This window comes from Paenibacillus sp. sgz302148, from assembly GCF_056120465.1.
This window is the reverse complement of record NZ_JBVYOJ010000011.1, coordinates 213771-240686: the sequence shown is the minus strand read 5'-3', so window position 1 is coordinate 240686 and position 26916 is coordinate 213771. Positions and strand designations below refer to the sequence as shown.

The 26916-nt window shown below is 53.0% G+C and carries 25 protein-coding genes, 2 tRNA genes and 1 pseudogene; 11 read left to right on the top strand and 17 right to left on the bottom strand.

Going from position 1 to position 26916, the window contains the following annotated elements:
* Window positions 1-2 precede the first annotated feature (2 nt).
* The 5 genes from ispG to AC0LWM_RS18215 all read right to left on the bottom strand — a co-directional run bounded on the left by ispG (window position 3) and on the right by AC0LWM_RS18215 (window position 5542).
* Window positions 3-1103, bottom strand: coding sequence for a flavodoxin-dependent (E)-4-hydroxy-3-methylbut-2-enyl-diphosphate synthase (ispG, locus tag AC0LWM_RS18235; RefSeq protein ID WP_474676404.1), 1101 nt, complete (start codon window positions 1101-1103; stop codon window positions 3-5).
* Between the two features lie 114 nt (window positions 1104-1217).
* Entirely contained in the window at window positions 1218-2474 is a 1257-nt protein-coding gene (gene clpX, locus AC0LWM_RS18230; RefSeq protein WP_474676403.1) for an ATP-dependent protease ATP-binding subunit ClpX, read from the bottom strand.
* Window positions 2475-2492: 18 nt separating this feature from the next.
* Window positions 2493-3077: an ATP-dependent Clp endopeptidase proteolytic subunit ClpP gene (clpP, locus tag AC0LWM_RS18225; protein ID WP_474676402.1), complete on the bottom strand. Its 585-nt coding sequence runs from the start codon at window positions 3075-3077 to the stop codon at window positions 2493-2495.
* Window positions 3078-3244: 167 nt separating this feature from the next.
* Window positions 3245-4546: a trigger factor gene (gene tig, locus AC0LWM_RS18220; RefSeq protein ID WP_474676401.1), complete on the bottom strand. Its 1302-nt coding sequence runs from the start codon at window positions 4544-4546 to the stop codon at window positions 3245-3247.
* A 123-nt stretch (window positions 4547-4669) separates the two neighbouring features.
* Window positions 4670-5542: a hypothetical protein gene (locus AC0LWM_RS18215; protein WP_474676400.1), complete on the bottom strand. Its 873-nt coding sequence runs from the start codon at window positions 5540-5542 to the stop codon at window positions 4670-4672.
* 429 nt (window positions 5543-5971) lie between these two features.
* Here AC0LWM_RS18215 and AC0LWM_RS18210 point away from each other — a divergent pair.
* Both AC0LWM_RS18210 and AC0LWM_RS18205 read left to right on the top strand, forming a co-directional pair.
* Window positions 5972-6045: transfer RNA gene (locus AC0LWM_RS18210), tRNA-Gly, on the top strand.
* Between the two features lie 12 nt (window positions 6046-6057).
* Window positions 6058-6134: transfer RNA gene (locus AC0LWM_RS18205), tRNA-Arg, on the top strand.
* 1172 nt (window positions 6135-7306) lie between these two features.
* Here AC0LWM_RS18205 and spoIIP read toward each other — a convergent pair.
* Window positions 7307-8485, bottom strand: a complete 1179-nt coding sequence (spoIIP, locus tag AC0LWM_RS18200) for a stage II sporulation protein P (RefSeq protein WP_474676399.1) — start codon at window positions 8483-8485, stop codon at window positions 7307-7309.
* A 198-nt stretch (window positions 8486-8683) separates the two neighbouring features.
* On the opposite strand from spoIIP, the gene AC0LWM_RS18195 reads away from it, so the two are divergent.
* The gene (locus AC0LWM_RS18195; protein WP_474676398.1) at window positions 8684-9772 is read left to right on the top strand and encodes a hypothetical protein; all 1089 of its coding nucleotides are present in this window, start codon (window positions 8684-8686) and stop codon (window positions 9770-9772) included.
* An 85-nt stretch (window positions 9773-9857) separates the two neighbouring features.
* On the opposite strand, the gene AC0LWM_RS18190 is transcribed toward AC0LWM_RS18195, so the two are convergent.
* The 3 genes and pseudogenes from AC0LWM_RS18190 to AC0LWM_RS18180 form a co-directional block, all read right to left on the bottom strand.
* On the bottom strand, window positions 9858-10547 hold the full coding sequence (locus AC0LWM_RS18190; protein ID WP_474676397.1) for an SOS response-associated peptidase: 690 nt from the start codon (window positions 10545-10547) through the stop codon (window positions 9858-9860).
* 138 nt (window positions 10548-10685) lie between these two features.
* Window positions 10686-10853: a hypothetical protein gene (locus AC0LWM_RS18185; protein WP_474676396.1), complete on the bottom strand. Its 168-nt coding sequence runs from the start codon at window positions 10851-10853 to the stop codon at window positions 10686-10688.
* Window positions 10823-11203: pseudogene (locus AC0LWM_RS18180) on the bottom strand (methyl-accepting chemotaxis protein); the annotation flags it as partial. The gene AC0LWM_RS18185 and the pseudogene AC0LWM_RS18180, both read right to left, overlap by 31 nt.
* 118 nt (window positions 11204-11321) lie before the next feature.
* Between AC0LWM_RS18180 and AC0LWM_RS18175 the strand changes: the two are divergent.
* From AC0LWM_RS18175 to AC0LWM_RS18160, 4 genes are all read left to right on the top strand, one after another.
* Window positions 11322-11699 (top strand): DUF2500 domain-containing protein, encoded by a 378-nt coding sequence (locus tag AC0LWM_RS18175; RefSeq protein ID WP_474676395.1) that lies wholly within the window; start codon window positions 11322-11324, stop codon window positions 11697-11699.
* A 213-nt stretch (window positions 11700-11912) separates the two neighbouring features.
* Window positions 11913-13700 (top strand): ABC transporter ATP-binding protein, encoded by a 1788-nt coding sequence (locus AC0LWM_RS18170; RefSeq protein WP_474676394.1) that lies wholly within the window; start codon window positions 11913-11915, stop codon window positions 13698-13700.
* A gap of 24 nt (window positions 13701-13724) precedes the next feature.
* Window positions 13725-14402, top strand: coding sequence for a response regulator transcription factor (locus tag AC0LWM_RS18165; protein WP_474676393.1), 678 nt, complete (start codon window positions 13725-13727; stop codon window positions 14400-14402).
* Window positions 14399-15460, top strand: a complete 1062-nt coding sequence (locus AC0LWM_RS18160) for a HAMP domain-containing sensor histidine kinase (RefSeq protein WP_474676392.1) — start codon at window positions 14399-14401, stop codon at window positions 15458-15460. Before AC0LWM_RS18165 ends, AC0LWM_RS18160 begins: the two co-directional genes overlap by 4 nt.
* A gap of 163 nt (window positions 15461-15623) precedes the next feature.
* Here AC0LWM_RS18160 and AC0LWM_RS18155 read toward each other — a convergent pair whose 3' ends face one another.
* Entirely contained in the window at window positions 15624-15767 is a 144-nt protein-coding gene (locus tag AC0LWM_RS18155; protein ID WP_474676391.1) for a hypothetical protein, read from the bottom strand.
* Window positions 15768-15909: 142 nt separating this feature from the next.
* Here AC0LWM_RS18155 and AC0LWM_RS18150 point away from each other — a divergent pair, with 142 nt between their 5' ends.
* Window positions 15910-16920, top strand: a complete 1011-nt coding sequence (locus AC0LWM_RS18150; protein WP_474676390.1) for a hypothetical protein — start codon at window positions 15910-15912, stop codon at window positions 16918-16920.
* A gap of 150 nt (window positions 16921-17070) precedes the next feature.
* Complete coding sequence (gene asnB / locus AC0LWM_RS18145) at window positions 17071-18915, top strand: asparagine synthase (glutamine-hydrolyzing) (protein ID WP_474676389.1); 1845 nt, start codon at window positions 17071-17073, stop codon at window positions 18913-18915.
* Between the two features lie 175 nt (window positions 18916-19090).
* Here the strand turns inward: asnB and AC0LWM_RS18140 are convergent, their stop codons facing one another.
* The 3 genes from AC0LWM_RS18140 to AC0LWM_RS18130 form a co-directional block, all read right to left on the bottom strand.
* Window positions 19091-19738: a non-canonical purine NTP pyrophosphatase gene (locus AC0LWM_RS18140; protein WP_474676388.1), complete on the bottom strand. Its 648-nt coding sequence runs from the start codon at window positions 19736-19738 to the stop codon at window positions 19091-19093.
* Window positions 19722-20480, bottom strand: a complete 759-nt coding sequence (rph, locus tag AC0LWM_RS18135) for a ribonuclease PH (RefSeq protein WP_474676387.1) — start codon at window positions 20478-20480, stop codon at window positions 19722-19724. Before rph ends, AC0LWM_RS18140 begins: the two co-directional genes overlap by 17 nt.
* Window positions 20481-20667: 187 nt before the next feature.
* Entirely contained in the window at window positions 20668-21726 is a 1059-nt protein-coding gene (locus AC0LWM_RS18130) for a GerMN domain-containing protein (RefSeq protein WP_474676386.1), read from the bottom strand.
* A 137-nt stretch (window positions 21727-21863) separates the two neighbouring features.
* On the opposite strand from AC0LWM_RS18130, the gene AC0LWM_RS18125 reads away from it, so the two are divergent.
* Window positions 21864-22400: a phosphatidylglycerophosphatase A family protein gene (locus AC0LWM_RS18125; protein ID WP_474676385.1), complete on the top strand. Its 537-nt coding sequence runs from the start codon at window positions 21864-21866 to the stop codon at window positions 22398-22400.
* An 84-nt stretch (window positions 22401-22484) separates the two neighbouring features.
* On the opposite strand, the gene AC0LWM_RS18120 is transcribed toward AC0LWM_RS18125, so the two are convergent.
* The 4 genes from AC0LWM_RS18120 to AC0LWM_RS18105 form a co-directional block, all read right to left on the bottom strand.
* Window positions 22485-23468 carry an MBL fold metallo-hydrolase gene (locus tag AC0LWM_RS18120; RefSeq protein WP_474676384.1) on the bottom strand — a complete coding sequence of 328 codons (984 nt, stop codon included), beginning with the start codon at window positions 23466-23468 and terminating at the stop codon, window positions 22485-22487.
* A 212-nt stretch (window positions 23469-23680) separates the two neighbouring features.
* Entirely contained in the window at window positions 23681-23905 is a 225-nt protein-coding gene (locus AC0LWM_RS18115) for a helix-turn-helix domain-containing protein (protein ID WP_474676383.1), read from the bottom strand.
* A 114-nt stretch (window positions 23906-24019) separates the two neighbouring features.
* A complete protein-coding gene (locus AC0LWM_RS18110; protein WP_474676382.1) occupies window positions 24020-24826 on the bottom strand; it encodes a YhcN/YlaJ family sporulation lipoprotein in 807 nt (268 codons plus the stop codon).
* 88 nt (window positions 24827-24914) lie between these two features.
* On the bottom strand, window positions 24915-25559 hold the full coding sequence (locus AC0LWM_RS18105; RefSeq protein WP_474676381.1) for a hypothetical protein: 645 nt from the start codon (window positions 25557-25559) through the stop codon (window positions 24915-24917).
* Between the two features lie 274 nt (window positions 25560-25833).
* Here AC0LWM_RS18105 and AC0LWM_RS18100 point away from each other — a divergent pair, with 274 nt between their 5' ends.
* Window positions 25834-26847 carry a ketoacyl-ACP synthase III gene (locus AC0LWM_RS18100; protein ID WP_474676380.1) on the top strand — a complete coding sequence of 338 codons (1014 nt, stop codon included), beginning with the start codon at window positions 25834-25836 and terminating at the stop codon, window positions 26845-26847.
* Window positions 26848-26916: the final 69 nt, after the last annotated feature.

Genomic DNA, 26916 nt, shown 5'->3' with positions numbered 1-26916 from the left:
ACTTACCCGTGTTTGCGTCCCGGTATTTTGCCGGTCCGTTCGAATTCCTGTACGATCGTATCGATTTCCTTCTTCAGCTCGCTGACAAGATCGGCTTCAGGCACCTTGCGCACCATTTCGCCGTATCGGAACAGCATTCCTTCGCCGCGCGCGCCCGCGATGCCGATATCCGCTTCGCGCGCTTCGCCCGGTCCGTTGACCGCGCAGCCAAGCACCGACACTTTGATCGGCACTTTCAGCTTCGAAATGTATTCCTCGACTTCGTTCGCTACCGAAAACAGGTCGATATCGAGCCGGCCGCATGTCGGACACGACACCAGCGTTGCGGCGTTCGTGATCAAGCCAAACGCCTTCAGCATTTCGCGGGCGACCTTGATCTCCTCGACCGGATCGGCGCTTAGCGAAATCCGCATCGTCGAGCCAAGCCCCATCGACAGCAAAGCGCCAAGGCCCGCCGCGCTCTTCACCGTGCCGGAAAACAACGTGCCGGCTTCCGTAATGCCCAAGTGAAGCGGGTAACGGAACTTCTCGGCCGCTTTCGTATATGCGGCGATCGCCATCGGCACGTCGGATGCTTTGAGCGACACGATAATGTCGCGGAAATCGAGCTCTTCCAATATGCCGATATGGTACAGCGCGCTTTCGACCATCGCGTCGGGAGTCGGATATCCGTACTTCTCCAGCAGATGATTTTCCAGCGAGCCTGCGTTCACGCCGATTCGGATCGGAATGCCCCGTTCCTTGCAGGCGCGTACGACGGCTTCCACCTTCTCGCGCCGGCCGATGTTGCCCGGATTGATTCGTACTTTATCGATTCCGTTCTCGATCGCTGCGAGGGCGAGACGGTAGTCGAAATGAATGTCCGCGACAAGCGGTATGCTGATTTGTTTCTTGATGTCTTTGATCGCCTCGGCCGCTTCCTTGTTGTTCACGGTCACGCGCACGATTTGACAGCCGGCTTCCTCCAAACGGTGAATTTCCGCGACGGTCGCTTTGACGTCCGCTGTTTTGGTCGTGCACATGCTCTGGATGATGACTTCGTCGCTTCCGCCGATCGTCAGGTTGCCGACCTTCACCGGTATCGTATCTTTACGCAAGTACATTGTTCATTCTCTCCCATGAACGTGCTTTAGGACGTATAAGCACAAAATTGCCGAGAACATCTGTGTACTCGCCGGAAAATGTCCGCTTTCCACAAATGATCTCGACATGGGCGCTTACGCGCTTTCTTCTTTTTTCTTGCCCTTCTTCGTCGTCAGCTCCGGCGCCAGCTTATCCTGAATCACCTTTTCGTTAACGATGCAAGTCGTTACATCGTCGCGGGACGGCACTTCGAACATCACGTCCAGCATGACGCCTTCGATGATCGCCCGCAAGCCGCGCGCACCCGTATTCCGTTTGATCGCTTCCCGGGCAATCGCCTCGAGAGCGCTTTGTTCGAACTCCAGCTTCACATTGTCCATGTCAAGCAGCTTCTGGTATTGCTTCACGAGCGCGTTTTTCGGCTCGGACAGGATGCGTACAAGCGCAGCCTCGTCTAGCGGCTCCAGCGAAGAAATGATCGGCAGACGGCCGACGAATTCCGGAATCAATCCGAATTTCAGCAAATCTTCAGGCAGCACGAGGGACAAATATTCGCCAGGCTTCAAGTCCTTCTGGCCGTCGCCGCCCGTTCCGAAGCCGATCACCTTTTTGCCGATCCGGCGTTTGATGATTTGCTCCAGGCCGTCGAATGCGCCGCCGCAAATAAACAGGATGTTCGTCGTGTCGATTTGGATGAACTCCTGGTGCGGATGCTTGCGCCCGCCTTGCGGCGGAACGGATGCAACCGTTCCTTCGAGAATTTTGAGCAGCGCCTGCTGCACGCCTTCACCGGAAACGTCGCGCGTAATCGAAGGATTTTCCGATTTGCGGGCGACTTTGTCGATTTCATCGATATAAATAATGCCGCGCTCAGCTTTTTCCACATCGTAATCTGCCGCTTGAATGAGCTTCAGCAAAATATTTTCGACGTCTTCGCCTACATAGCCGGCTTCCGTCAGCGATGTCGCATCGGCGATCGCAAACGGCACATTTAATATTTTGGCGAGCGTTTGCGCCAAAAGCGTTTTCCCGGAGCCGGTCGGACCTACGAGAAGAATGTTGCTCTTCTGCAGTTCAACGTCTTCCAGCTTATTCTGGGAATTAATCCGCTTGTAATGGTTGTACACGGCAACGGAAAGCGATTTTTTCGCATGCTCCTGACCGATGACGTAGGAATCCAAAATGTTGCGGATTTCTTTAGGCTTCGGCACGTCCTTCAGGTCAAGCTCTTCTTCATGACCGAGCTCTTCCTCGACGATTTCCGTGCACAATTCGATGCACTCGTCACAAATATATACGCCAGGACCGGCTACGAGCTTGCGCACTTGATCCTGAGATTTTCCGCAAAAGGAACATTTCAGCTGTCCTTTTTCGTCGTTAAATTTGAACATGGGATCACCCCTTTAACATTATTTGAGCCGAGTGATAACCTCATCGATCAGACCGTAAGCTTGCGCTTCCTCCGCGCTCATGAAGAAGTCGCGGTCGGTATCGCGCTCGATTTTTTCAATCGGCTGTCCGGTACGGTCGACATAAATTTGGTTCAGCTTTTGCTTCGTTTTGATAATCCAATCCGCATGGATTTTAATGTCCGCCGCTTGCCCGCGAACGCCTCCGAGCGGTTGGTGAATCATCACTTCGCTGTTCGGCAGCGCAAAGCGCTTGCCTTTCGCCCCGGCCGTAAGCAGAAGGGACCCCATGCTTGCCGCCATGCCGACGCAAATCGTCGACACGTCCGGTTTAATATATTGCATCGTATCGTATATGCCCATTCCCGCCGTGACGGAACCGCCCGGGGAATTGATATACAAGTGAATGTCCTTCTCCGGATCTTCCGCGGCCAGGAACAGCAGCTGCGCTATGATGAGATTGGCAACATCGTCATCAATCGCGCTCCCCAGAAAAATGATTCGGTCCTTCAGCAGCCGCGAATATATATCGTAGGAACGCTCCCCACGGCTCGTTTGTTCTACAACGATAGGTACCAGACTCATGTGCTCAACCTCTTTTCCTCTTCAAGATCCTAACAGCTTTATTCTAACACGTTCCGCTTGCGATGTCATTTTTCATAAGTCTAGTATTAGTGTATGAACCGGTTTATGTACAGATGTTTTGAGGTAAAAATAAGGCACGCAGAAGTATACGTGCCTTATATCTCCATTTACGCTACAGTTGCAGCCGTTTTGCTGTTCTCAACAAGGAACTTGATCGTTTTCTTGACGGTCAAATCGCTTGTAAAGCTTTCCCATCCGCCGCTTGCGACTAAGTTTTCGCGCAGTTGGTCGGCAGGTCTTCTGTAAGCTTGGGACAGCTGCTCCAGTTCTTCGTTGATTTCATCTTCCGTTACCGTGATGTTCTCGGCTTTGGCGATTTGCTCCAGCACAAGGTTGTTGCGAACGCGTTTTTGTGCGTCGTCTTTCATTTGCGCTTTCAGAGCGGATTCGTTTTGGCCGGAGAATTTGAAGTACAGCTCCAGGTTCATGCCTTGCATTCTCAAACGGTTTTCGAATTCTCTCACCATTTGATCCTGCTCGGTCTCGATCATCACTTGCGGAATTTCGACTTCGGCCGTTTCCGAAGCTTTTTCAACGACAGCAACTTCGCGTTGTTGTTCGTTTTCTTGTTGTTTTCTTTCCGTCAGACGTTTAACAACGTCTTGCTTGAACTCCTCGAGCGTTTCGAATTCGCTGACGTCTTTGGCGAACTCGTCGTCAAGAGCAGGCAAGTTTTTGCGTTTGATTTCATGCAGCTTCACTTTGAACACGGCCGCTTTGCCGGCAAGGTTGTCCGCATGGTACGTTTCAGGGAAAGTTACGTTTACGTCCTTCTCTTCGCCGATGGACATGCCAACGACTTGGTCCTCGAAGCCAGGGATGAACGATCCGGAGCCAAGCTCGAGCGAATAGCGCTCCGCTTTGCCGCCTTCGAAAGCTTCGCCGTCAACGTAGCCGTCGAAATCGATGATCGTGATGTCGCCGGATTGCGCCGCGCCTTCTTCGACAACGACAAGCTCGGCATGACGCTGCTGCAGGCGGTTCAATTCTTCGTTCACTTCTTCTTCCGTAACTTCCGTGGATGTCGCAGGCACTTCGATGCCTTTGTAATCGCCAAGGGTAACTTCCGGTTTAACCGTAACTTTCGCTTTGAACTTCATCGTTTGGCCTTTAGCGAATTGCTCGATCTCCACTTCCGGACGGTCTACAGGCTCGATGCCCGCTTCTTTAACAGCTTCAGTATAAGCTTCTGGCAAAATAATTTCGATCGCGTCGTTGTAGAGGCTTTCCACTCCGAATTTTCTTTCGAAAATTTGGCGAGGCACTTTACCTTTACGGAAGCCTGGTACGTTAACTTTGGCAACGACTTTTTTGAACGCTCTGTCCAGAGCGCCTGCAACTTGCTCTTCATTCACTTCGATATCAAGAACGCCTACGTTCTTCTCTATTTTTTCCCAGCTTGCTTTCATTTTATGCTTTCCCCTCCAACAAATTTAGCCAATCCGCATGTTGCTTCATTTGGCATTTAATGTAAGTTAATATTTACCCGCAGACAAATAACCATTCCATTATAAACAGAAAACTCGTCCATTTCAAGGCATCCCTTCCGGACGGAACGAAGTTGCCGCATAATTGCGGATAAAACGGTAAGCTTGCTCGAACCGGAACTGCAACGATTCGGTAATTCCGTACAATTCCATCGTCGCTTCGGGATCGGCTTTGCCCGTCATCGCCTCCAGAACGGCATGGTGCAGAGCGGCTGCCCAGAGAGCCGTCGTATGTTCATCCTCTTCATGAAGCAATGCATAAACCGAAGTGCCGTATATGTAAAATAAAAATTCCTTCCACATCTCCTCGGCAAAATAAGCGAGCATCGGGTGCTGGACTTCGCTCGTTTCCCTCAGCAGATCCACCACGCGGTGCAGCGACGGATGAAAGTCACCGTAAGATAGCGGCGTATCCTCAAGATCGAGAAGAACGTCCTCGCCCGACTTGCGCATCCGAATTTGGCCCTTCACGTTGCGATGCTTGAGCGTTTGCAACACTTTCAGTTGAACGAGCGGGTGCAGATCGACGTGCTCGGCCCAGCGGATCAATGTATCATTGATGTGGGGATGCTCGACAAATGCCAATTGTTCAAGCGCCAGCATCTTCTTGTCGATCGTCACGTCGGCCAGCAGCGTGTCCAGCAGCTTCTTCGCATATTGACTGTCGACTTCGGCTTTCGCCCGCGCATGCTGCCGGGCCATGTCATGCTCCGACTCGCCTTCCTCGTCCTCTTCTTCGTCCTCTTCTCCGTAGAACCTGCCTGCTTCCCAGGTCTCCGACTCCAGCGCCGGAAAGGCGGACAGCAGCCATTCGTGAAGCGCGCGCCACTCCTCATAGTTCCGCTCGTCCTCACCCTGGCACTGGAGCAGGAACTGAAGCAGCTCGACAGCTTCCTTATATCGTTCCGTCTCCAGCATCCGGGTCAGCTGAATTTGATAATAATCAAGCGTCTTCGGGAATAAAAAAACGTTTTGTTTGTTCGTATCCGTATCGTCTCACCTCCGGTTTTCCCGCGGGAAAACGTTGTTCAAAAGCCTGTCCGCTTCCGGTACAGCCATTGTCTCCACATGCGCTCGCGTTGTACCGGAGGAATCCGCTCCGGGCAAAGATAAACGTACTGCTCCGTCCCAATCGGTGCATTCGTTTACCGATGATATAAGCTAAGTATGGAATGAACCTTATGCTTTGCTCATATTTGAACAAGGGATTGGCACCATTGTAACATAGTTGCCGGTCCTTTTGAAAAAAGTGGGGGCAACGAAACATGAAAATGAAGTTCAGAAAAAAATATGTTGATTTTCACTATGCCCTATGATATTATAAACCATGCTCGCTTAAAAATGAATGCGGGTGTAGTTCAATGGTAGAACGCCAGCTTCCCAAGCTTGAGGCGAGGGTTCGATTCCCTTCACCCGCTCCATTGTTATATTATGACCCAGTAGCTCAGCTGGATAGAGCAACGGCCTTCTAAGCCGTTGGTCGGGGGTTCGAATCCCTTCTGGGTCGCCATTTATTGCTTATGAAACCTCCCTTCGGGGAGGTTTTTTGCTATGGCGACACAGAAACGGGGAAGAGAACCCCCGTAGGGTTCGTCGGAGCGACGCTTCGCTGAAATCGCTTCGCAGTCTCGACCGTAGGGAGAGCATCCCTTCTGGGTCGCCATTTATTGCTTATGAAACCTCCCTTCGGGGAGGTTTTTTGCTGTGGCGACACAGAAACGGGGACGAGAACCCCCGGAGGGTTCGTCGGAGCGGCGCTTCGCAGTCTCGACCGTAGGGAGAGTATCCCTTCTGAGTCGCCATTTATTGCTTCTGAAACCTCCCTTCGGGGAGGTTTTTTGCTGTGGCGACACAGAAACGGGGACGAGAACCCCCGGAGGGTTCGTCGGAGCGGCGCTTCGCAGTCTCGACCGTAGGGAGAGTATCCCTTCTGGGTCGCCATTCTACATAACAACAAAACCTCCCTCTGGGAGGTTTTTTGCTATGGCGACACAGAAACGGGGATGAGTACCCCCGGAGGGTTCGTCGGAGCGACGCTTCGCTAATTCCGCTTCGCAGTCTCGACCGTAGGGAGAGTATCCCTTCTGGGTCGCCATTTTTTCGCTGAGGGCGTCAAAAATGATCCAGTTTCAAAAATAACTGTATTTCCTGCCCTTAATTTCGCCTGTATCGCCCATTTCCACGGCATTAAATGGAAAACATGCAGTTATTTTTTTCGGTTTTATTCATTACTAGAGAAAATGGGTTATTTAAATACATGTTTTCCAGTTATTTTTTCCCCTGCGAATTTTTCATTCTTATTAACTACATCTTTTCCAGTTATTTTAGGCAAATTGCTTGCAGAAGCGCATAAAGCAACCCAAAAAGAACAACCGGCGCGTTTGCCCCATGCTAATATTCTCCGCACTCTCGGCAGCCGTTCCGCACACTCGAAACCTGCTCACAAACCGCCGCTTCTGCGTCACCATTTTTTCGCTTGCGCGGCAAAAATGATCCAGCATCAAGAATAACTATAACCTGCACACTTTTTCCAAGCTAACATTCTCCGCACTCTCGGGCAACATACGCACTTCGGCAGCCCTGCCCGCAAACGCGGCCTCGTCCGAGTCGCATCCAGCATAACAATAAAACCTCCCTTTCGGGAGGTTTTATGCCAAAATGTTGCTCCGGCATCAATCGGCATCAAGTGGATTTAGCCCTGCCGACATAATCCGCAAAAACATCGGCGAAAGCTTCCGCCGTTCGTAAACTTTCCTGCAGCGTATTGTTCGCGCCTCCGAATTCCAGCAGCAGGCTGCCGGGGGAAAGGGATTGATTGTACTCCCCGTTCCCCTCCTTCGCGCTTTTCTGCACAATGCCTCGCGACAAACCGGGATATTTCTTTTCCAGAAGAGCGTGTAGTGCTTCGGCGAATTTTTTATTCTTCGCATAATTTGGATGATCGGTACCGACAACGAACAGGATTCGCGCATACGTCTTGCCGCCTATTTTTACCGAGGTGGTTTTATGCGGAAGATCGCTATCGCGATGGATGTCGAAAAAATAAGCCAGGGAAGGATGAGCTTTCATCGCCGCGTTGACGGCTTTTCGCGACTCCGAATAGGAATCGCCGTAACTTTGCTTCTGGTCCTCCAGCTTCTTGGTGAAATCGTCGTCCCCGATTAGCGCGGGAATGCCCTTCTTCTGCAATAGCTGCCCTAGCTCCTTGCCGACTAATGTAATGTTGACGTTCGGGTTGCTGACCGAAGACCCTTTCGTGCTGCCGGCGACATTTTTCCAGGACTCGCGATTGTGAGTATGATAAATATACACTTTGTATTTATCGGCGTTCACGACCCAACTCGCGACATAAGCTGTCCCGCCGTCCCGAAGCGATACTTTGTACCACTCCCCCTCCGTATCGACGATCGGGAAAGATTGGCCCGGTCCGGCTTTGCCGACGATCTTGTAGTTTGTTCCCGGTCCGCTTCGCAGGTTGGTGTTTTTGGTCATTTTGACAACCTTCTGCTGAGGCGATGGTTGATCCTTCACATATTCGATATATTGGGCAGACACCCAGCCGTCTCCTTCGTCCGACAACCCGATCTTTACCCAATCGTCCTGTTTGTCCAATACTTGGTAAACCTTCGTTTTCCCGATCATTTGAATGATCGTTGCGGATGGATTCGGCTCCGTGCGCACATTTAATCGATCCACCTTGCTTCTGGCGTATTCTTTCCCTGCCCGCTTCGCACTAGTTCCGGTCCCAACGTTGACGCCCTCTTTGGTCGTTTTCGCCTGGGCGGCCGAATCTACTGAATGAACAGCGCCGAAAAGAAGAACAGAACATACGACAATACTTCCGATTTTGTATCGCAACAAGAAGGCTCCTCTCTCTATATCGTTCGTGTCTTTCTATCAATTCGACATAGATTGACGAAAACCTTCCATTTTCACCCTAAAAGGAATATTCGGAATGCTGGAACGATGCAGCAATCGCCCTTCGACTTGACATGCATGTTCACTGCATGGTACCTTGACTTTGACTTATCAAGGCCCATTTTTTAGGAGGTTTCTACCATGAAACGAAACCATTGGCTTAAACAGACTACAGCAATCGTATCGTTGGTCGCTCTATTATTCGGAAGTACCGGCATCGTAGCGGCGGCCCCCGCACAACCGGAACAAAAATCGTTTTTTTACACCGTAACGGGCTCAACTTCCGTTGAAACCGGCCTTTACTTCAGCGGTCCGGACAACGCGGCTCCTTCTGCCCTCATTACAGACGCCGTACGCAAACTACAGCAGGATGAGTCCATCGACAATTTGTTTGCGGGGTTGGAGTATTCGATCCAAACAGCCGGGGAGCAAGCGGAACCAAGCGAGTTGCAGCAGGGAACCGCGGGACTGCTGACCAAATCGGTCGGAAAGGCGGGCGAGCTGGACGGCAAAGGGATTTTCACCCAATTCAAGTACAATGCCGTGTACAAAAGCGCATCATGCGGCGGAGGCTTTGGCGACTTGTACAACCTGTACTCCATCGACGCTCAAGGCAACATGTCCCTGCTTACCGATGACGAAATTTCGTCTGTCGGAGCGCAATTCGAGATTTACAAAGACGCGATCTATTACTTGAAAGTGAAATCCAGCCCATTCGAAGGCTTTGATCTGATGAAACTCGCGTCAGGCAATGCATCGCCGCAAACAGTCGCCGTGAACGTGCAAAACTTCTCGATCAGCGGCAATACGCTTTACCTCGTCAAAGGCAACGGTTTGCTAAAATCGGACTTAGACGGCAAAAACGTCAGCCCTGTTGCCGAATTGAACGGCAAGCTGTTCAACATGAGCGGCTGCGATGAAGGTACATACAACATCGTTAACGATAAGGGAATCGCCTTCCTGAACAATGCCGAGGATAAAACCTCGTTCTACGACTTTGCGACAGGCAAAGTTACTTCGCTGAAAAGCAATTATTATTGGATCGCCGACATCGACGTCAAGGCAGGCAAAGTATATAGCTTCCATGACCAAGGACTGTACGTTTCCAGTCTGACAAGCGCAGCGGAAAAACGAATCGCGGGCAGCATAAGCGACATCGCTTCGATCCAAGCTCAGAACAAACAAGCAACAATCGTTCAGCAAGGCCGGCTGGTCCATATTTCGCTTTAATGGCAAAAAAAGCAACGCACCCTCTTCGGGCAGCGTTGCTTTTGTTTTATACTCGTGTTATTTGTAAATGATTGCACCCCGCAGTTTAACCGATCCAATCCGCCTCAACCTGCCGGATGCATTCCTCCGTTTCGTTCTGGACCTTGTTAACGACATCAGATACAGGGTACGCGTGCATTCCGTCGGCATCGTACGGCTTAAGAAGCGAAAGCAGACTTGCGACATCGCCGTTATTGCGATCCAGCCATGCGGCCTCGTCCTTGGGCGCCAGTATGACAGGCATCCTGTTATGGATCGGCGCCACCAATCGGTTCGGCTCCGTTGTAATGACGGTGCAGGTACTTAGCCTTTCGCCTGTTCCGGTATGTTCCCATATATCGTACAGGCCCGCCATGCTGAACATCGCACCGTCCTTCAGCATGATCCGCAACGGCCGCTTTTTGCCGCCGACCGTCTGCCATTCGTAGAAGGAATCGGCCGGGATGATACAGCGTTTGCGACTGAGAAGCGGTCGAAACGAGGCCTTCTCCATAAGCGTCTCCGCTCGTGCATTAATCATTTTGCTGCCGATTTTATCATCCTTCGCCCAAGAAGGGACAAGTCCCCAACGCAGCTCGCCGATCCGGTTGCGCCGACCGTCGCCAACGATGGCTGGTACATGCTGAAAAGGCGCTACGTTATACCGCGGTTTATGGTAAGGCGGCGCCACGCCGTCGATGGCGAACCGATGCATCATTTCTTCGAATGAAATCGTAATCGTATATCTTCCGCACATGGCCACCCCTCCTTACCTCAGTATAGACCATTATTCTCCCGTTTCAACTCGTTAATTGCAACTTGCAATCATTAACATATCCCTAGACGAAGCAAAGGGAGGCTCCTTGCCGGACAACCTCCCGGTTCATAATCCAACTCACTCTTTGCTGAGCGTATCAAGCTTCTGCACAAGCCGTTCAAGCTGATGAAAGCTTTGCACGATGTTGTCGATCCGCCTGTCCTGCTCTTCCACGCTGGCCGTTACTTCTTGCACCGACGCCGCGCTTTGCTCGGTTATGGCCGAAACGGACGTCGTTTCCTCCAATATGGTGACGCTAAGCGACCGAATATCGCCGACCCTATCGTCAAGCAACGCCGCTTGCTGGAGCACATCTTCCGCATGATTGCGGATTTGCTCGAAGGAGCCGACAAACGCTCGACACCTGCGCGGCTCTCTTCTACAGCCGATAACCCGGCAGCTACTTGTTCCGCCGTTTGATTCGTTCTGGCAATGAGCCCGTTCACGATCCCTGCGATTCGCTGCGCAAATTGGTTCGATTCCTCGGCGAGCTTGCGGATCTCCCCGGCGACGACGCTAAAGCCTCTGCCGGACTCTCCCGCTCTAGCGGCTTCAATGCTTGCATTCAGCGATAGCAGATTCGTTTGCACGGATATTCCCTCGATTGCCTCGGTCATTCGGCCGATGGAGAATCGCGCAAACCGAAACTTTACCGGCAAAAATAACGTAACAATAATACACAAATCAAAACTAATCTAAAATGGAGCTGGTTTCATGGATTCGGACTTCGGATTTGGCGGACCGCCGGGCTTTGGTCCTCCTCCTCTTTTCCAATTCGCCTTTACCGCAATCATCGTGATCATTATCGGGGTCTTCGTCTTTATCGTCGGAAGAGGGCTGCTTACGTGGTCTCGTAATAACGCGGCGGATCGTCAGACAAAGCCTGCGCTGATCGTCGCCAAACGGACCGAAGTATGGGGAGGCTCGGGGCAATCGAGTGCCAATACATCGTATTACATGACATTTGAATTCGAAGACGGCGAACGGCTTGAGCTAGGGCTGAACGGAAACGAGTTCGGACTTCTCGTAGAGGGCGATCACGGCACGCTGACGTATCAAGGATCGCGATTCATCGATTTTACGAGAAATTAAAAGACCAATCAAAGCGTATCAAAAGGCTGTGCCTGACCATCCGAGATGGTTTCAGGGCAGTTTTTTTGTTCGCAATAGAATGATTCCTCCGGTCGGCCAATCGTCGCTTGCCGTCGACGCATCATTCATATTCAGTTCATATTGAGCAATTATAGTGGGATTCAGAAACGGAACGAAGCTAGATAAGCTACCAAGACATATAGGAGTGGTATCATGGAGCGACAAATCAAGGAAACCAAGGAAACCGAACAAACCAAAAAGAACAAACAAGCAGGCAGCTGGCGGCAGTTCATGCGTCTTGTCATGCAAACGAAGCCGTCCAAGCTGAAGCTTGCGATCGCGCTTGCGCTTAGCATCACCTCAACCGTCGTCAGTCTCGTTATTCCGATGTTTACGAAAAATCTCGTCGACGGCTTTACGTTGTCGTCGGTAAACGGCATGCAAATCGCCGGCATCGCGGCTGCATTCATCGCGCAAGTCGTTGCGGGCGGCGTCTCCATCTACCTTCTCAATCACGTCGGTCAAACCGTCGTCGCGGGTCTGCGCGACCGGCTGTGGCAGAAGCTGCTCGTCCTCCCTGTCGCCTATTACGACAACAATCGTACCGGGGAAACGATCAGCCGGATGACGAACGACACCGGCGTCGTCAAAGGGCTGATTACCGAGCATTTGACCGGATTCATTACGGGCATCATCTCGATTATCGGGTCCATCGCCATATTGATCGCTCTGGATTGGCAGATGACGCTGATCATGCTGATCGCCATTCCGCTAACCGTGCTGATTTTATTCCCGCTCGGAAGGCAAATGTACAAAATATCGAAAGGACTGCAGGACGAAACGGCGCGATTCACCGCGATATTAAGCCAGGTATTGTCCGAAATCCGGCTTGTGAAGTCGTCCAACGCCGAACGGCGCGAATACGAAAGCGGCAAAACCGGCATCGTCAATTTGTTCCGCTTCGGATTAAAGGAAGGCAAAGTGCAAGCGATGATTTCGCCGCTTGTCTCGTTCGTCCTGATGATGCTGCTCGTTGTCGTCATCGGCTACGGCGGCATGCGAGTATCGAGCGGGGCGTTGACCGCGGGTGCGCTTGTCGCGTTTATTTTGTACTTGATTCAAGTCATCATGCCGATGACGCAGTTAACGCAGTTTTTCACCCAGCTGCAAAAAGCGTCCGGCGCAACCGAACGGATCGCCGTCACGCTAAATGCGCCGGAAGAACATCCGGACGAAGGTCAAACGCTCGGATTCGCCAACCTGCCGATCACGGCGGATCGCGTCACGTTCGCATACGAGGGCGGCGAACCGATTCTGAAAGGCGTCAGCTTTACGATCGAACCGGGCAAAGTGACTGCAGTGGTCGGCCCAAGCGGGGGCGGCAAAACGACATTGTTCTCGCTCATCGAGCGTTTCTACGAACCGTCGGGCGGCACGATCAAGCTTGGCTCCGAGCCGATCCAGTCCTATTCGCTCTCCTCCTGGCGCAGCCAAATCGGCTACGTGTCGCAAGAAAGTCCGCTCATTGCGGGCACGATCCGCGACAACATCTGTTACGGGATCGACGACGAGGTCAGCGACAACGAACTGAAGCGCGTCGCCGCCATGGCCTACGCGGACCAATTCATCGACGAGCTGCCGAACGGCTACGATACGGAGGTCGGCGAACGGGGCGTCAAGCTGTCCGGCGGACAGCGTCAGCGAATCGCCATCGCCCGCGCCTTGCTTCGCGATCCGCAAATCCTGATGCTGGACGAAGCGACGGCCAGCCTCGACAGCAAGTCGGAAATCGTCGTGCAGCAAGCGCTCAAAAACTTGATGGAAGGCCGTACGACGCTGGTCATCGCCCATCGCTTGTCTACTGTCGTGGATGCGGATCAAATCCTGTTCGTGGAGAAAGGCGTCATCACCGGCAGGGGAACGCACGAACAGCTGCTGGAAACGCATGCGATGTACCGGGAATTCGCCGCGCAGCAGCTTCGCATCAAAGAACTGGTATAATAGGGCAATAGGAGGTGCACGAAGATGACCAAAATACTCATCGTCGACGACGATCCCCATATTCGTGAGCTCGTGAAGCTGTTTCTGCGCGGCGAAGGCTTCGACATCTTCGAGGCGTCGGACGGCGTTCAAGCCATGTCGATGCTCGAGTCGATCAAAGCCGATCTTGTCATCCTCGACATCATGATGCCGAACATGGATGGCTGGCAGCTATGCCGCGAGCTGCGCGAGCACGAAAGCGACCTGCCGCTGCTCATGCTGACCGCCAAAGGCGAAACGATGCAGAAGATCAAAGGGTTTGAGCTCGGCACCGACGATTACATGGTGAAGCCGTTCGAGCCGCAGGAGCTCGTCGTTCGGGTGAAGGCGCTGCTGAAGCGATACCGGATCGCCGTCTCCCAGACCGTGCAAATCGGCGAGCTCATGCTGAACCGAAAAACATTCGAAGCAACGGTCGGCGCCACGAGCTTGACGCTGCCGCTGAAGGAATTCGAGCTGCTGTTCAAGCTGGCGAGCTACCCCGGCAAAACGTTGTCGCGCGAACAGCTCATCGAACAAATTTGGGGTTACGATTACGAAGGCGACGAACGGACGGTTGACGTCCATATCAAACGGCTCCGCGAGCGGTTTCCGGAAGACCGCCATTCGTTCAAGATTACGACCGTGCGAGGATTAGGCTACCGATTCGAGGTGCTCCCATGACACGGTTGAAGCGATTTCTGAAAGGAACGCTAGGCTTCATTACGTTCGGAGCAATGCTTGTGGCGTGCTGGTCCGCCGCTTATTACGTCACCGACTATTCATACGATCGGTTCGGCTTCAGGCTGCATGGCTTGCTGCAGATGATCGTCAACGGGCTTCTCGGCTTTTTCTTCTTCGGCCTGATTATTTCGCTCGTTTCTCTCGCATTCCGCAAGCGCAGCGCCGTGGCCTTCAAGCTGATTGTCGACGCCATGCGGCAAATCGCGAAAGGCAATTTTAACGTTACGCTGGACGTCAAGCGGGAGCATCAAGGCCCTTTTACGGAAATTATCGAAAATATCAATTATATGGCCGTCGAGCTCAATCAAATGGAACAATTGCGCCAGGAGTTTATCTCCAACGTATCCCATGAAATCCAATCCCCGCTCACCTCGATTCGAGGTTTTGCCAGAGCGCTTCAAGACGAGCGGCTCAGCCGGGAGGAACGCAATCATTACTTGGGCATCATCGAAACGGAGTGCGTCCGTCTCGGCAAATTAAGCGACAACTTGCTGAAGCTGGCCTCCCTCGAATCGAAGCACCAGCCCTTTGAGCCGAAGCGGTACCGGCTCGACAAGCAGCTGCGCAGCATCGTATTGGCCAATGAGCCGTTATGGCTGGCCAAGCGGCTCGATATGGACATCTCCTTGGAAGAGATCGAAGTATGGGCCGACGAAATCTTGATGAGTCAGGTGTGGGTCAACCTGCTGAACAACAGTATAAAATTTACGCCGGAGGACGGGACCATCGGGATCAAGCTGGCTCGCGACGGGCAAGACGTGCTGGTGAGCCTATCCGATTCGGGCCCCGGCATTCCTCCGGAAGAACAGACCCGGGTGTTCGAGCGATTCTACAAGGCGGACAAAGCGCGCGATCGGAGCACCGGGGGAAGCGGATTAGGACTTTCCATCGTCAAAAAAATCGTTGAAATGCATCAAGGAGACATCGTCGCGGAAGGCGCTCCCGGGGGAGGCGCCCTGTTCAAGGTGCGTCTGCCTGGCAGACCTGATGCTTCGTAGCATCCATCTATCGGCGGGCGTCGGCGCGTTTCGGCGATGCGTATGCGATGGAGAAACTAGCGGGCACGTTACTCATACCAAGTTGTACCTGCAACGACAAGCCGGCCGCGAAGCAATTGCTTCGTGACCGGCTTGTTTGCGAATCAGGGGAACAACCACGGGGCTAATACTGGTTTTTCGGTTCTGCGCTGCGGTTCCTCGGATTGTTTTGCGCCGCGTGCTTGACGTTTTTTTTAACGACTTCTTCAGCAAATTCTTCGTTATGCGCATATTGGTTCCCTTTGTTCGCCTTATATTTTTCCGACATGTCCACTCACCTCCCTTTAAGGTAGTATCGTAAGCCGAAACGCGAATATGCACATTACAATTTGGGTGCAACTTTTACCATGTCCCATTCGTTATATAAAAGCTTGAGAATAAATGACAATTCGAAAAAGAGGGATCATCGCGTGAAAAAAATCGTAATCGCAGCATCTGCAGCAGTACTCCTCACCCTTTCCGCAGGCGTATACGCCGCCGAAGGGTACACGAAAAAAAAAGTCGCCGCCATCGAACAACAGAGCGTCCAAACACCTTATTATTCGCTCGCCGTGCCCAAAAGCTGGAGCGTAAGAAACGACAAATCGGGTGCGCTTGGTTTCACGCAGAATAAATCCATCGTTGGCACAGTCGAAGTTCTTGGCTATTCCAAGGATGTTCCGCTTGCCAATCTGCTGCCTAACCATAGCACCGTCCTGTCTTCCGAATCGTTGAAAGGCTTCGCCTTCGAGGTCGTCCGCTTTGAGCTCGAAGAAGGCGACACCGCGGCGTCGGGGAGCACGGAAACGGCGAAAACAACGCATTATTTGATCGTGGACAAAGGGCGCAGTTATGTATACGACTTTTCGTTAAAGACCGACGCGGTGAAGGAACAAGATGCCGCCGGCATCGTCAAATCGCTCAAAATCGCCCCCCTTGCAAAGAAGTTCACGCTGGAAACAGGAAAAACGATGACGGTCACGGTTATGGTCGAAGGCATGGAGCAAAAATCGAGGGTCGTTCAATACACCCTTCAGCCATACGGATTGCAATTTCAACTCGACGGCACGTTCACGAAACAAACGGTAAACGATAAATCCGAAGAGGCTTCTTTCCTTCGAAAAATGGGAAAAGCGGGCAATGCGGTCGTGAAACTGCAAACGGTGCAAGGAAAAACCGTCAAACAGGTCGTATCCGAGCTGCAGCAGGAATTCGCCAAAGCCGGCTACAAAAAATCGGGAACCGCGTTTAAAGTCGAAGCCGGCTTCAAACTTGCCGGACAGCGGCAAAACTATACGATCGGCAAACGTTTCGCCGCCTTTGAAGTTTACGATCTCGGCAAGATCAAGCTTGTCGTCAAATCGGACTATCCGGCCGAAGCCGGAGACGGCATGGGGTCGATCATGCACACGCTGACTTCCTCCATTCAAATGAAACGTTAAGTTTGAGCATACACTTTAGGCCTTACTACAGGGCGGAAGGCCGGCCATGTCAGCATTTGCTCCTTCTGCGGGCAGGGGGACAGACATCTTCCCCTGGGCATTCGCATATATTGTTTTCATCCCATGGAAACTCGAGAGGATGAACAACTTATGTGTGGAATTACGGGATGGATCGATTGGCAAAAAAATTTGACGAATTTTTCGGATATTGTGGAGCGGATGACGGAAACGATGTCGGATCGCGGTCCCGACGCTTCCGGGACGTGGATTTCGTCGCACTGCGCACTCGGTCATCGCCGTTTAAGCGTCATCGATCCGGAGAACGGAGCGCAGCCGATGCTCCGAACGGTGGAAGATCAAACTTACGCGCTTGTATATAACGGTGAACTATATAATACGCTTGAGCTGCGCAAAGAACTGGAGTCACGCGGGCACCGGTTTTATACCCATTGCGACACGGAAGTGCTGCTCGTTTCCTACATCGAATGGAAAGAAGCATGCGTCGACCGGTTTAACGGCATTTTTGCGTTTGCGGTGTGGGACGATGCGGAGCAAAAATTGTTTCTCGCCCGGGACCGTCTTGGCGTTAAGCCTTTATTCTACGCGCATCGGGGCGGCACGTTCATGTTCGGCTCGGAGCCGAAGGCGATTCTTGCCCATCCCGATGTGCCAAGAGAAGTCGGCGCCGACGGCCTGGCCGAAATCTTCATCGTAGGGCCGGCCAGAACGCCCGGACATGGCGTGTATAAGCACCTCGCCGAGCTGCGGCCGGGACATTGCATGGTATATGACACGAGCGGCTTGCGCATCCGCGCTTATTGGCAGTTGGAAAGCAAACCGCATACGGAGGACGTCGATGCGACGGCCGAGCATGTCCGGGAGCTGCTGCAGGATACGGTGGAGCGCCAGCTTGTTTCCGACGTGCCGGTCTGCACCCTGCTTTCCGGCGGGCTTGATTCCAGCGCGTTAACGACTTTTGCCGTCCAATATTACAAGCGAACCGGGCAAGGCAACGTCCATACGTATTCGGTCGATTATGTCGACAACGACAAGCATTTTCAGTCGAGTGCATTCCAACCGAACCAGGATGCGCCTTGGATCGAGCGAATGACCCGCTATCTCGGAACGGTGCACCATCAAATCGAGTTCGATACGCCGGAGCTCGTCGAGTCGCTTAGAACCGGCGTGCTCGCCCGCGATTTGCCGGGAATGGCCGATGTCGACGGTTCGTTATACTTGTTCTGCAAAGAAATCAAGAAGGATGCGACGGTGGCGATTTCCGGGGAGGCGGCGGACGAAATATTCGGCGGTTACCCTTGGTTCCACCGCGAGGAAGCGTTAAAGTCGAACACGTTCCCTTGGGCGCTCGCGACGAAGGAACGGGCCGATCTGCTGTCGCCCGATTTGCGCGGCTGGCTGCGTCCCGAGCAGTACGTGCAGGACCGTTACGAACAGGCGTTATCCGAAGTGCCGCGCCTTGCCGGCGAAGATGCCGCGCAAAACCGGATGCGGGAAATGTCCTACCTGAACATTACGCGGTTCATGCCGACGCTGCTTGACCGGAAAGACCGGATGAGCATGGCCGTTGGTCTCGAGGTGCGGGTACCGTTCTGCGACCATCGGCTCGTCGAATACGTGTGGAATATCCCGTGGGAGATCAAAACGGCCGGCGACCGCGAAAAAGGCATCCTGCGCAGGGCGCTCCGCGGCGTATTGCCGGACGACGTGCTCACGCGCAAAAAAAGCCCTTACCCGAAAACACACAATCCGAACTATATGGCGGCTGTCCGAGAAGCGCTGCTCGACATCTTAAACGATCCTGCCTCCCCGCTGCTCCAGTTCATCAACGTACAGAAGATCAAATCGCTTGCGACATCCGGCGCTTCGGAATTCAATCTCCCGTGGTTCGGCCAGTTGATGACGGGGCCTCAGCTGTTCGCTTATCTCGTCCAGGTCAATACTTGGCTGAAGGAATACCGCGTTTCGGTCCAATAAGCCGGCAAGGCTGTATTTTGAAATTCGCCTTTGCATATTCGAAATTAAGAAAAGCTCCGATTCAGAGCTAGAAAAAAGGACCTCAAATTCCACTGCGCACGTGGAATTTGAGGTCCTTTCGTTCATGATTCAGGTTGTTCCCATTCTATGCGAACACTTTTGTGACAGCGCCATGTTATCGCAGGCGCTCGAGCAGCGCTTCGAGCGCTTGTCCGCGGTGGCTGATCGCTTGCTTCTCCTCAAGCGACAGCTCCGCCATCGTCCGGCCGTATTGCGGCACGTAGAACAACGGGTCGTACCCGAACCCGTTATCGCCGCGCGGCTCGGCCGCGATAAACCCTGGCGCCGTGCCGGACGCCTCGACCGTCTGGCCGGTCGACGGATCGTACAGCACGAGCGCGCAGACAAACTGCGCCGCGCTGAGCAGCCGCGGCGCGCCGGGCGCCGCAGCGCCGGCTTCGCCTGCAGGCACGGCGGCGCCGATTGCGGCAAGCTCGCGCAGCAGCTTGCCGTTGTTGTCCGCGTCGGCCGCGCCGCTGCCGGCGTACCGCGCGGAGTAGACGCCGGGCGCCCCGCTCAGCGCGTCGACGCACAGCCCGGAATCGTCGGCCAGCGTCGGCAGGCCGAGCGCATCGCCGACCGCCCGCGCCTTGATGAGCGCATTGTCGGCGAACGTTTCGCCGTCCTCAACGATGTCTGGCATATCGGCAAAGTCGTACATGCTGCGAACTTCTTTGCCCAGCTTAGCGAAAGCATGGGCGAACTCGCGGATTTTGCCTTTATTTTGCGTGGCGACGATGACGATATTATTTGACGGCTGCATTCGAGGTTCTCCCCACCCAATCGCTGATCGGACCAAGCGCCTGCTTCTGCAGCTCGATCATTTGCAAAATGCCGAGCTCCGCTCTTCCCAGCAGCTCGTCGAGCTCCGTGCGGCTGAACGGCGCTTCTTCGCCGGTGCCTTGAATTTCGACGAATTTGCCGCCGCTCGTCATGACGACGTTCATATCCACCTTCGCCTTCGAATCCTCTTCGTAGTTCAGGTCAAGCAGCGTTTGTCCCTGGATGATGCCAACGCTGACCGATGCCAGAAATTCCGTAATCGGGAACCGCGGAAGCGAATGCTGTACGGCAACTTTATGTATCGCGATCGCCATCGCTACGAATGCGCCCGTAATCGATGTCGTGCGGGTTCCGCCATCCGCTTGGATCACGTCGCAATCGAGCGTAATCGTCCGCTCGCCAAGCGCCTGCAAATCAACGACGGAGCGCAGCGCCCTGCCGATCAGACGCTGGATTTCCATCGTACGGCCGCTCAGCTTGCCTTTGGCCGATTCCCGCTGGTTGCGTACTTGCGTCGCCCGCGGCAGCATGGAATATTCCGCCGTAATCCAGCCTTTTCCTTGCCCTTTCATAAAAGCGGGGACCCGCTCGTCGATCGAAGCCGTGCAAATGACTTTCGTCTCGCCGACTTCGATCAGCACGGAGCCCTCGGCATATTTGTTATAATGGGTCGTAATCGAAATCGGTCTCAATTGATCCGATTGTCGTCCGTCTGTTCTCATGTGGTTGCCTCCTACTGTTGATCTACCCCATTTTACCAAAGTGCGACAAGAAAAGCATCCGATCTGCCGCAATCGTCCCAAAAAGAGACGCGGATTCCGTGATTTCCGCTATGAAAAAACTTATATTTTCGTATTTTTTTAAAAAAACGGGAGACCGCGCAGCGGCCCCCCACTCTCTAATTATTATTTACAATTTCAGCGCATTAACATGCGCGGGACGATCGACCGGCTTGCTGTAGTCCGAATCGTCCGTTCCTTTCAGTCCGGCTTGGCCGTTGACGAGAATTTGCACTTTCTTCGCGCCGGTATTTTCCGTCAATGACAATACGACCGATTGGAGCAGCTCCGCAGGCGCCGTATTGTCCGCGCTCAGAATATCGTCGCTCAGGTTCACCGTTACGGTATCGTCCTGCTGCTTGAAATCGAGCACCTTCACTGTCGGCATGATGACCGAATTCAAAATATTCGTGTTCGCCGGTCCGGCGATCAGCTGCTCAATCGCTGTTTTCGCGATGGAATCCGTCCGTTTTACGAGCCGGGTCACAGGAACGTAATACTGCTCATCCTCGGGCGACAAGGCGGAGAAATAAAGCGTCACCGCGGAAAATTCGCCGAACTCGACGCCGTTCGCTTTTTCTACATTGATGCCCATCGTTCTTGTCAGCGGGCCGTCAAGCGGCGTTCCGTTGACCGGCATTTCCTTGAGCGGGGTGCCGTTGACGGAGAGCTTCACCCCGTTGACGTTCGGGAAGCCCGTTAACGTCCACGTGATCGCTTCCAATATTTTTCGTTCGTCTTGGCCATTGTAGTCCGTGAACTGATTCGAAAAGTCGACGGATGCCACATTCTCCTTGATGTCGACCGTCAGTTTCGTCCCTTTCGGCAGCAGCGGCATAAAGCCGGCAGGCAGCTCGTCCTTGTATTCGCCGTCTTCGACCATGTACAGAAGCGACTTCTTCGCGATGCCTTCCTCGTAGCCTACATTTAGACTTACCGGTGCGACATACCCTTTGGCATCCTTCAAATACACCGTAATATTCGAATTTTGCCCCGTTTCCTTGCCGTTGTCCGTCGATGTCCCCGACGTCGTGTTCGTTGTCCCCTGCTCCGTCTCCGTTCCGGTCTGCGGCGGATCGATCTGCCCGTTCGTCTGGCTCGTCTGAATAAGGCTGCATCCGGCCGTGAACAGCGGCAATGCGATTAAGCTCGTTACGGCGATATGCCGTATCCATCTGTCGCGTTTCATCTTCATATCCTCCCCAAGTGGATTTGTACTACTATGTATACGGGCCTTTGTCCAATTTATTCATTCATTTTGTCCCACTTGTTGGACATACTACATATTCGAGACCGATACGACGAATGGATGCGAAGGAGCATGCGATGGATACGAAACAAACGCAATACAGCTTGGACAGCGCCAAGGTTGCGCTTGCGGCGGAACAGTGGCTGGAGCGGCGCGGGGTCCGCAAAGAAGAAATCGGCGAGCTGGTGATGCTGCTTCAGAAGCAATATTACGCCGATTTGACACTTACGGAGTGCATCGACAATATCGACCGCGTTTTATCGAAGCGCGAGGTGCAAAATGCGATATTAACCGGCATTCAACTGGACATTCTGACCGAACAAGGCGCTCTCATGAGCCCGCTTCAGGAAATGCTGCAAAGCGACGAAGGACTTTACGGCTGCGACGAGGTGCTCGCCCTGTCGATCGTGAACGTATACGGCAGCATCGGGTTTACAAACTTCGGGTACATCGACAAAATGAAACCGGGCGTGCTCAAAAGGCTGAACGACAAAACCGGCGAACATACGCATACGTTCCTGGACGACATCGTAGGGGCCATCGCGGCGGCGGCCAGCAGCCGGATCGCGCACCGAAAGCAAGCGCAGCTGGAGTCGGACGGAACGGTTTCGTAGTGATGCCCAACGTAAAAAGGCAGCAAATCGAAGTCTGCGACTTGGAATTGCTGCCTTTCCTAATCCTATGTGCCCGATACGTTATCAACGGCGCTCAAAGTAAATCGTATCTCCGCGCTCTACCTGCTCCGCAAGCCCTTGATGCTCAAGATGAACCAAATGAGCCAGCGTCTCCGACATCGCGAACCGAAGCTGGTGTGTCGTCAGCTTGCTGCCGAACGAGGCAAGACATACCTCGTAAGCGGTCGAGGGCGTAGAGAGCAGGTCGCTCATCGCCTTTAGACGTTCTTCATGATGCCTTAGCAATTGAGCGATCCGCTCGGCAAACCCGGCAAACGGGTCGCGATGACCCGGGTACGCCCAGGCGACAGGGTAAGCCGTCAGCGACTTCAAGCTTGTCAGGAACAGCTGCAGCGGGTCGGCATCGCCTCCAGGCAGCAGGCTCACATTCGGCGAAATATGCGGCAGAACCTGGTCGCCGCAGAACATGACGCGCCGTTCTTCATCGTAAAAACATAGATGGCCGGCCGCATGTCCCGGCGTTTCGATCGAAACGTATTCGCGATCGCCGAGCCGCACCGCTTGTCCAGGCACGATGAACCGTACATGCGGGTGCGGCGATACTAGCGGGAGAAAGCTGTCCATGTGCGGCAATATTTCGTCGATTTGCGGCGAGACCATTCCATGCCGAACGTATAGAGCATGCAGCTGCCGCGACATTGTTTGTCCTTGGCCCCACAACCTTTGTGCGTAGTCATTGCCGGTCTCCGACATGAGCACGGGTGCGCCGCTTTGTTGCTGGAACCAGCCGGCAAGACCGTAATGGTCGGGATGATAATGAGTCAACACGATTTGCTCGATATCCGCAAACCGGATCCCTAATCGCAAAAGCGTATCCGTCCAACCCGACTTGGCTTCCTCGGTGCCCAGCCCGGGATCGATCAGCGTATAGCCTTTACCGCCTTGTACTAAATAACTGTTTACCCATCTTAATGCAAAAGGAAGCGGTACCTTAACTTGAATCACTTCGCCTCCCTGATGCGAATCGATTTGCCACGCCTCGTTCATTGCAATCTCCTTCCACAAGCCGATCAGTTGCGCTCGACGAATCCTCAGTCTGAATGAATACTACTCTGTACCATACAGGAATATAAGGCCGATTTCAACGACACCATACTAGTGAGTAAATACGAGTGAAAAAATCAAAAAACCTTCTCACCCTTCCCGCTTGCGAGGGAACGGATGAAAGAAGGTTCATCAGAGATGTATGAGGAACACCGTCAAATCTTTAACTCCCCAAGCCGTATTAGCTCGACAACCGCCTGTGAACGACCTTTAACGTTCAATTTTTGCATAACGTTTGAGATGTGATTCCTGACGGTTTTCTCGCTAATGAACAATTGCTGAGCGATGTCTCTGGTTGTTTTGTCCTGCACTAACAACTCAAAGACTTCCCTTTCCCGATTGGTCAACAAAAACTTGCTCTTGTGGTCGCTGCCCTTCAAAGTGTCACCCCTCCTTGCTCGGGTTTGTATGGTTTAACAAGGTTAAGGGATACAGTCAAATTTATACTATGAAGGACAGCGGACCTTGGTGCGTTCTCCTATAAAATTGGGCGGTTACCTGGCGGTTCGGCTCGTCGGGCCAACGCCGGTTGTTGGAGAAGGCGCATGCCCGGGCGTCGCAGGCTGATTTACCGTACGCTTTGCGGCGTTCGTCGGGAACAAACGCTGCACCATCGAGTAAAATTCCGTTGCGAAACCGGAAATCGGGCGGCCGCGTTTGACTTCTGTCGCATAACTGGTCATGCGGCCGACAAAATCGGGGTTGGCCGTGACGTATACGTTTTTCACCCGCGGATCGACGGATTTGACTTTTTGGGCGATCTTGCTCTTAATGGCCGCCGGCACGTCGGCGGAGGTCATGCTCGGAGCCGATTTCGTCCGGCCGGAGGCAACCTTCGGAGTTGCCGAAGAGGCGGCCTTCGGAGTAACCGAAGTGTTCGTCCGGCCAGGAACAGCCTTCGGAGTTGCCGAAGGCGCCGTACTGTGCAGCACGACGGCGACATATGCATTTTGATTTGTCAGCATGACGTAAGAAGATTTAACTTCATTCATGGCCGTAATATGGTCGGCGATTTTTTTGCTTAGCTCCATCTTCGTTTGGCCGCCATGAGGAGCTGTTGCATTATGAGGCGCATTGCCCGCATAAGGCGTTACGTTTCCATACGGTCTTGCGGTATTGTACCGGTTTATGCCGTCGGGTGTAGCCCCCGCGTTATAACGATGGTCTGTAGCATAAGGTCTGACTTGGTTCGAACGGATATTTTTGTTTCCCATGTCGCCTTGTCTCGGCGAGCAGGCCGATGCGCCAAGCATCAAAACGGCCAGACCGGCCGTTAATCCGATTTTCGTGGCAGAAAGCATGATGGACCTCCATTCGTGGATTGTATAAATACAATGTTAGAATGCCACGGTCCCACATGCCTATACGAGGTAAAAACAAGCGTCCTGACTACATAATCAAGTTGAACAAAACGCCGGTTACGATGCCATAACCGCCGATCGTAAAGACGACCATTCTCGCCTTTTTCTCGTCGGATGCCGATAGATTGTACAGGTCGATTCCCGCAATAAGGATGAAGACAAGGTCAATCAGCAGGAATAGGAACATCAGCATGATACCGATCGCCGGAATCAGCAGCGTGATGACGGCCGATGCCGCAATGCCCCCGCCAGCAAGCCACTGAACGCCGCCAAGCGTGGTCAAAATCTGTTTTACGTCAAGCTTCATGCCCGACAACATATTGCCTATAAACCATATCGCTCCCAGCAACACCGCTTGTGAAAAAAGGCCAAGAATGAACAGTTTGAAGATGGAGCTCATCATCACATCGCTTAGCAAGCTGAAAATACCGCCCGACGAGCTGAGCCGTAGATGAATCATGAGCAAACAAAGCAAAAACCCGACCGCTACCGCGGCAATGCCTAAAATCCCGGTCAAAATATGGTTCTGGACGGACATTTCCAAACATTTCAACGGATTGAGCATCAGTGTTTTGATCCGTTGGAAATCGATCGGATTCGTACCGGGCTGGCGATACGGCTGTTGCGGCTGAGTCTGCGGCTCGGCAGGGCCGCCGTAATTCGGTTCTGACAAGAAAAACGCCTCCTATGTATTTTTTCCTATTGGGATATGGTACCATCATACCGTTTTTTCCGAAAAGCACAACAGCTTCTCGAGCAGAAATCGAGAAGCTGCCTTCTTGGGCATATGCCCATAGGATCGACTATAACGTTGCTTGGTCTATCGCGCCTGCACCTTCCTATAAATTTTCTTCTCATTGACAGCAGGAAGCGATCGCAGTATAGTGTAATTATTAGAACCTGGTACTAATACCTGATTATAAACTTTGAAGATAGGGTGTGATCGTATGGAAACTGCGGCACGGTCATCGGCAGCGAAATTAATCTCGCAAGCGAAAATTACGGCAATCGGCTCCTACGTTCCCGAGAAGGTATTGAGCAATCATGACTTGGAGCAGCTCGTCGAAACGAATGACGAATGGATCGTTCAGCGAACGGGAATGAAGGAACGACGCATCGCGGCTGACGACGAATATACGAGCGACCTGGCTTTTGCGGCCGTACGCAACATGGTCGAACGATATCAAGTTGCTGTAGAGGACGTCGACATGATCCTTGTCTGCACGACCACGCCAGATCAGCCGTTTCCGAGCGTAGCGGCCAAAGTGCAGGCGCATTTCGGCATGACGCATGCGGGTGCGATGGATTTGAGCGCGGCGTGCGCGGGTTTCGTATATGGGCTACAGTTAGCCAACGGGTTGATTACAGCCGGTGCACACCGCAAAGTTCTCGTGATCGGTGCGGAAACGTTATCGAAAGTAACCGACTATACCGACCGTTCAACCTGCATCTTGTTTGGCGACGGGGCAGGGGCTTTTCTCGTCGAGCGGGATGCCGGCCAGCCCGGCTTCTTGGCTTCTTACACGAAAGCCGAGGGTCAAGGGGGCATTCATGTGTACGCCTCCGGAATCTCCAAGCAGATTGACGGCAAGCCGCTCCTGGGCGACGGGCGAATCGTTCAAAACGGCCGTGAAGTTTACAAATGGGCGGTATCGACCATTCCCGACGGGATGAAGTCGTTGCTGCAAGACAGCGGCTATGAGTTGAACGATATTGACTGGTTCGTGCCGCATAGCGCGAATTTGCGCATTATTGATTCGATTTGCGAGCGAACCGGCTTTCCGCTTGAGAAGACATTGTACAGTCTCGTGCATTACGGCAATACGTCCGCAGCGACCATCCCTCTGGCCATCGATCTTGGCGTTCGCGAAGGCAAGGTGAAATCAGGAGATCTCATGCTGCTCTTCGGATTCGGAAGCGGGTTGGTGCAAGCCGGTCTGCTGCTGCGCTGGGCGGCATAACCATAAAAACAGCCCATTTTCGGCATTCCGCCAAAAATGGGCTGTTGCAATATTATGAACAAGTTCACA

Excerpts from the sequence above, each read along its gene's own strand:
- ispG (WP_474676404.1), bottom strand. The coding sequence starts at position 1,103 with ATGTACTTGCGTAAAGATACGATACCGGTGAAGGTCGGCAACCTGACG.
- clpX (WP_474676403.1), bottom strand. The coding sequence starts at position 2,474 with ATGTTCAAATTTAACGACGAAAAAGGACAGCTGAAATGTTCCTTTTGC.
- clpP (WP_474676402.1), bottom strand. The coding sequence starts at position 3,077 with ATGAGTCTGGTACCTATCGTTGTAGAACAAACGAGCCGTGGGGAGCGT.
- tig (WP_474676401.1), bottom strand. The coding sequence starts at position 4,546 with ATGAAAGCAAGCTGGGAAAAAATAGAGAAGAACGTAGGCGTTCTTGAT.
- AC0LWM_RS18215 (WP_474676400.1), bottom strand. The coding sequence starts at position 5,542 with ATGCTGGAGACGGAACGATATAAGGAAGCTGTCGAGCTGCTTCAGTTC.
- AC0LWM_RS18195 (WP_474676398.1), top strand. The coding sequence starts at position 8,684 with ATGAAACGAAACCATTGGCTTAAACAGACTACAGCAATCGTATCGTTG.
- AC0LWM_RS18190 (WP_474676397.1), bottom strand. The coding sequence starts at position 10,547 with ATGTGCGGAAGATATACGATTACGATTTCATTCGAAGAAATGATGCAT.
- AC0LWM_RS18175 (WP_474676395.1), top strand. The coding sequence starts at position 11,322 with ATGGATTCGGACTTCGGATTTGGCGGACCGCCGGGCTTTGGTCCTCCT.
- AC0LWM_RS18170 (WP_474676394.1), top strand. The coding sequence starts at position 11,913 with ATGGAGCGACAAATCAAGGAAACCAAGGAAACCGAACAAACCAAAAAG.
- AC0LWM_RS18165 (WP_474676393.1), top strand. The coding sequence starts at position 13,725 with ATGACCAAAATACTCATCGTCGACGACGATCCCCATATTCGTGAGCTC.
- AC0LWM_RS18160 (WP_474676392.1), top strand. The coding sequence starts at position 14,399 with ATGACACGGTTGAAGCGATTTCTGAAAGGAACGCTAGGCTTCATTACG.
- AC0LWM_RS18155 (WP_474676391.1), bottom strand. The coding sequence starts at position 15,767 with ATGTCGGAAAAATATAAGGCGAACAAAGGGAACCAATATGCGCATAAC.
- asnB (WP_474676389.1), top strand. The coding sequence starts at position 17,071 with ATGTGTGGAATTACGGGATGGATCGATTGGCAAAAAAATTTGACGAAT.
- AC0LWM_RS18140 (WP_474676388.1), bottom strand. The coding sequence starts at position 19,738 with ATGCAGCCGTCAAATAATATCGTCATCGTCGCCACGCAAAATAAAGGC.
- rph (WP_474676387.1), bottom strand. The coding sequence starts at position 20,480 with ATGAGAACAGACGGACGACAATCGGATCAATTGAGACCGATTTCGATT.
- AC0LWM_RS18130 (WP_474676386.1), bottom strand. The coding sequence starts at position 21,726 with ATGAAACGCGACAGATGGATACGGCATATCGCCGTAACGAGCTTAATC.
- AC0LWM_RS18125 (WP_474676385.1), top strand. The coding sequence starts at position 21,864 with ATGGATACGAAACAAACGCAATACAGCTTGGACAGCGCCAAGGTTGCG.
- AC0LWM_RS18120 (WP_474676384.1), bottom strand. The coding sequence starts at position 23,468 with ATGAACGAGGCGTGGCAAATCGATTCGCATCAGGGAGGCGAAGTGATT.
- AC0LWM_RS18110 (WP_474676382.1), bottom strand. The coding sequence starts at position 24,826 with ATGCTTTCTGCCACGAAAATCGGATTAACGGCCGGTCTGGCCGTTTTG.
- AC0LWM_RS18100 (WP_474676380.1), top strand. The coding sequence starts at position 25,834 with ATGGAAACTGCGGCACGGTCATCGGCAGCGAAATTAATCTCGCAAGCG.